4 protein-coding genes are annotated in these 4,535 nt (G+C 64.1%); all 4 read left to right on the top strand.

Going from position 1 to position 4,535, the window contains the following annotated elements; all coding sequences use genetic code 11:
• A partial coding sequence (locus Y706_RS24095) for a PucR family transcriptional regulator (protein WP_043435287.1) occupies window positions 1–824 on the top strand: 824 nt, incomplete at its 5' end.
• Window positions 821–1,765, top strand: a complete 945-nt coding sequence (locus Y706_RS0107330) for a glutaminase (RefSeq protein ID WP_028276087.1) — start codon at window positions 821–823, stop codon at window positions 1,763–1,765. The genes Y706_RS24095 and Y706_RS0107330, both read left to right, overlap by 4 nt.
• Window positions 1,766–1,839: 74 nt before the next feature.
• Window positions 1,840–3,354 carry an amino acid permease gene (locus Y706_RS0107325; RefSeq protein WP_043435285.1) on the top strand — a complete coding sequence of 505 codons (1,515 nt, stop codon included), beginning with the start codon at window positions 1,840–1,842 and terminating at the stop codon, window positions 3,352–3,354.
• A gap of 298 nt (window positions 3,355–3,652) precedes the next feature.
• Window positions 3,653–4,535 (top strand): thiamine pyrophosphate-binding protein (locus Y706_RS27920; RefSeq protein ID WP_043435283.1); only part of this gene is annotated, 883 nt, incomplete at its 3' end.

Raw genomic sequence — 4,535 nt, 5'->3', positions numbered from 1 at the left:
CCTCCGCCGAGCTGATCCGGTACCGCAACCAGCAATCCGTGCACATGCGCGAGGACCGGATCGTGCGCCTCCTTTCGGGTCCCGCGGAGGCTGCGGCGAGCGCGCACAGCGAGAAAATCCCTGCGGACCGGCCTGCGGCCCTGATCCTGATTGGCCTCTCGGCGTCCGAAGCCCAGGAGAACGACGCCGCACTCAAACACGGCGAGCTGGCCAACCTCGCTTCAATCCATGCAGCCGCCTACAAGCCCTCAGCCATCGTGGGACAGTTTCACGGCGACACCGCCGTGATCCTTCCCGGGCTGCAGTCCGCCAACGCCGGGGCCGGTCTGCGGAGTCTGGCCGAGGCAATCGTCAAGGACGCCAACAAGCACCTCGGCATCAGCCCCTTTGCCGCCGTCGGCCCCGCTGTTCCCGATCTGCTTTCAATCCATTCCGTAACCGGAATATGCGAAGCGCTGCTGGGCTGCATGCGCCGCTCCGGCGAAGTTTCGGTTGCCACGGTGGATGACTTCGAAGCCGAGATCCTCTTCCACGACGCCGTGGAGAACTTTACGACGGCGGCCTTTCGGCACCGCAGCCTCTGGGCCCTGCTCCGCGACGACGCGGAACTGGCCGTAACCCTGCGTGCCTTCTTCGACGCGTCACTCGACGTGGCCGAGTGCGCGAAGCGGATGCAGCTGCATAAGAACACCGTCTACTACCGGATCGGCAAGGTCAGCCGGGTCACCGGCCTGGACTTCGGCAATCCCCGCCATGCACTGGTCGCGCTGCTGCATGTTCAGGAGTGGTCCGGCACGCAGAAGGAGCACGTGGGCAAGAAATGATGACAACACTTGATTCGCCGCCGCTTGTCGTATTACTGGATGACATTGTCCGCGGCCACCGGCCCCGGACGGAAGCGGGGTCAGTCCCCGCAAACATTCCCCACCTGCAGTCCCCGCCGTTCGACCGTTTCGGCATCGCGGTTGCCACAACGTCCGGGGAACTATTCAGTTCCGGCGACGCCGATCTTCCGTTCTCGATCCAGAGCATCTCCAAGGTCTTCACCCTGGCGATGGCGCTCGGCGCCGATGACTCCGGCTCGTTGTGGTCCAGGGTCCTTCGCGAGCCTTCAGGCACGTCCTTCAACTCTTTGGTCCAGCTTGAAGTCGAGCACGGGATCCCTCGGAACCCGTTCATCAACTCAGGCGCCCTGGTGGTCACCGACCATCTGATGGAAAGAACTCCCGACGCCGCCGCCCAGGTCCTGCGTTTCCTCACCGGCCAGGTGGGTCACCAGAATGGAAGACAGGGTCCTTTCATCGACGAAATGGCCGCAAAGAGTGAACTCTCCAGCAGCAGCCGCAACCTGGCCCTCGCCCACTTCCTGAAGGAATTCGGCAACCTGCGGCGGCCCGCACAGGCAGTGGTCGAGAACTACGTCCGGCAGTGCTCAATCATGATGACCTGCGTGGAGGTGGCCAAGGCGGGTCTATTCCTCGCGCAGGATGGTCGCGGCGTACAAGGCGCGGTGATCTCCAGGAGCGAGGCTAAGCGCATCGGCTCCATCATGCTGACCTGCGGCATGTATGACGCAGCCGGCGAGTTCGCCTACCGCGTGGGACTTCCCGGGAAAAGCGGTGTAGGCGGCGGCATCCTGGCGATTGTCCCCGGCCAGTGCGCCATCTGCGTCTGGAGCCCGCGGCTGGATTCCAAAGGAAATTCCCTGGCAGGCACGGCGGCTCTCGCTGACCTGTCCGACCGGACCGGGTGGTCGATTTTCTGATCTGACGCCCGGCTGTCCCCACAATCTCCCTCCAGAACCCCATTTAGATCTCTGACAGATCGAAAGGAACACCCATGCCCAACAACCCCAATGACGAGGTTGGCTTGTACCAGGCCGATGGCGGCCACGCCCACGCTTCGGATGCCCTGATCCACGCGGAGGACTCGGGCTATCACAAGAGCCTGAAGCCCCGGCAGATCCAGATGATCGCGATCGGCGGGGCCATCGGGACCGGCCTGTTCCTGGGTGCCGGCGGCCGGCTCAACGCGGCAGGCCCGTCACTGGTCATCGCCTACGCAGTCTGCGGCTTCTTCGCGTTCCTGATCCTGCGCGCCCTGGGTGAACTGGTGCTGCACCGGCCCTCGTCAGGATCGTTCGTGTCCTACGCCCGCGAATTCTACGGAGAGAAAGCCGCGTTCATCTCCGGCTGGTTCTATTGGATCAACTGGGCCACCACCACCATCGTGGACATCACCGCCGCGGCCCTCTACATGAACTTCTTCGGCAAATACATCCCCTGGATGGGGGCCGTACCGCAGTGGGCGTGGGCGCTGATCGCCCTCGTCGTGGTCCTTTGCCTCAACCTCGTCTCCGTCAAGGTGTTCGGCGAGCTCGAGTTCTGGTTCGCCCTGATCAAGGTCGCGGCCCTAGTCGCATTCCTGTTGGTCGGCACCTACTTCGTCATGTTCGGCACGCCCGTGGAAGGCCAGGAAGTCGGATTCAGCCTTATCACCGACAATGGCGGCCTCTTCCCCAACGGCCTGCTGCCCATGATCATCCTTATGCAGGGCGTGCTGTTCGCCTACGCCTCGATCGAACTGATCGGTACCGCCGCCGGCGAAACCGAAAACCCCGAAAGAATCATGCCCAAAGCCATCAACTCCGTGGTCTTCCGGATCGCCGTCTTCTACGTCGGCTCGGTCATTCTGCTCGCCCTGCTGCTGCCCTACACCTCGTATGAAAAAGGCGTCAGCCCGTTTGTGACGTTCTTCGGATCCATCGGTATCCAGGGCGTGGACGTCATCATGAACCTCGTGGTCCTCACGGCCGCCCTGTCCTCCCTGAACGCCGGTCTATACTCCACCGGCCGCATCCTGCGTTCCATGTCAGTGGCCGGATCGGCCCCGAAGTTCGCCCAGAGGATGAACAAGGCCGGTGTCCCCTACGGCGGCATCGCCATCACCGCCGGCGTCTCCCTCCTCGGGGTCCCGCTGAACTACCTGGTCCCCGGCCAGGCTTTCGAGATCGTCCTGAACGTCGCCGCCGTAGGCATCGTCGTCACGTGGGCCACCATTGTGCTCTGCCAGATCCAGCTCAAACGGTGGGCAGACAAAGGCTGGCTTGAGCGCCCCTCTTTCCGGATGTTCGGCGCCCCTTACACCGGGTACCTCTCCCTGGTATTCCTGCTCGGCGTCCTCGTCATGGTCTTCATCGATTCCCCGCTCACATTGCTGGTGACCCTGGTGGCCTGCGCGCTGATGGTAGGCGGCTGGTACGCCTGCCGGAAACAAATCCACGACATCGCCGAAACCCGCGACGGCTTCACAGGCGCCGCGCCCGTGCTGGCCAACCGGACTCCAATCCGCTAATCGAACATCCCAGTGCCGACCAATCCCGCAACCCGGCACCCAACGCGAAAGCCTTCATGAAGCCACGAAACCCGCTGAGTCCCGGCCGAACCAGCACTCTGCAGGAACTCGACCCGCCAGCCGCGCACAAAGACAAGCCGCCGGCGTCGAACGACAGCTGCGAGGACGGCTGCTTCTTCTGCACCGGACCGGAAACAGACTAGCCACCGTTCCGCTGGATTCAGTGGACATGCCATGCCCGCCAACCCAACCCAACCCAAGAAGACAAGTAGTGATGAAAACCGAGTCTGCATCCACAATGACCGCAACCGACACGCACCCAGTTGAAGGCGACAGCATCAAACCCGTTCAGACGGCCCCAGGGGCTGTCCTGGATAACCGCAACGGCGCCAGCACCCTCAAATCCGCCGGCCACGTGATTGTTGATTCGCTCGCGGCGCACGGGGTGGAACGCACGTTTGTTGTCCCCGGGGAAAGCTTCCTGGACGTCCTCGACGGGCTGCACGGCTCTGAGATCGAGACCGTGGTCTGCCGGCACGAGGGCGGTGCCGCGTACATGGCCGAGGCTGACGGCAAGATGAACCAGCGCCCCGGCGTCGCCATGGTCACCCGCGGCCCCGGGGCAGCCAACGCCCACGTGGGCCTGCACACCGCGTGGCAGGACTCCACCCCGATGCTGCTCTTCGTCGGACTGATTCCGTTCGCGCACCGGGACCGCGAGGCGTTCCAGGAGTTCGACATCAAGGCGTGGTTCGACACCGGTGCCAAACGCGTGATGGTCCTCGACCACCCCGAGCGGGCCTCCGAAATTGTCGCGGAGGCAATGTTCGCGGCCATGAGCGGCCGTCCCGGGCCCGTGGTGGTGGGCCTGCCGGAGGACATCATCCGGGTCCCCATTGATCCGGCCCTGCACCCGGCCATCCCGGTGGCCGCGGGCGGGATGAGCAGCACCGATGCCGGCGCGCTGGCTGAGGCGCTGACACAGTCGAAGAAGCCGCTCTTCGTCACCGGCGGGAACGACTGGACCCAGGAAGCGGCCTCGGAGCTAACCCGCTGGCTCGAAAAGCACCACATCCCGGCTGCGGCGGAGTGGCGCACACAGGGGACCGTCTCCTTTGATTCGCCCAGCTACGTGGGGCCGATCGGCTACGGCCGGCCCCGCCCCACCTATGATCTGCTGG

This window comes from Arthrobacter sp. I3, assembly GCF_000520575.1.
GTDB lineage: Bacteria > Actinomycetota > Actinomycetes > Actinomycetales > Micrococcaceae > Arthrobacter > Arthrobacter humicola_A.
This window is presented reverse-complemented; position numbering and strand designations above follow the sequence as displayed.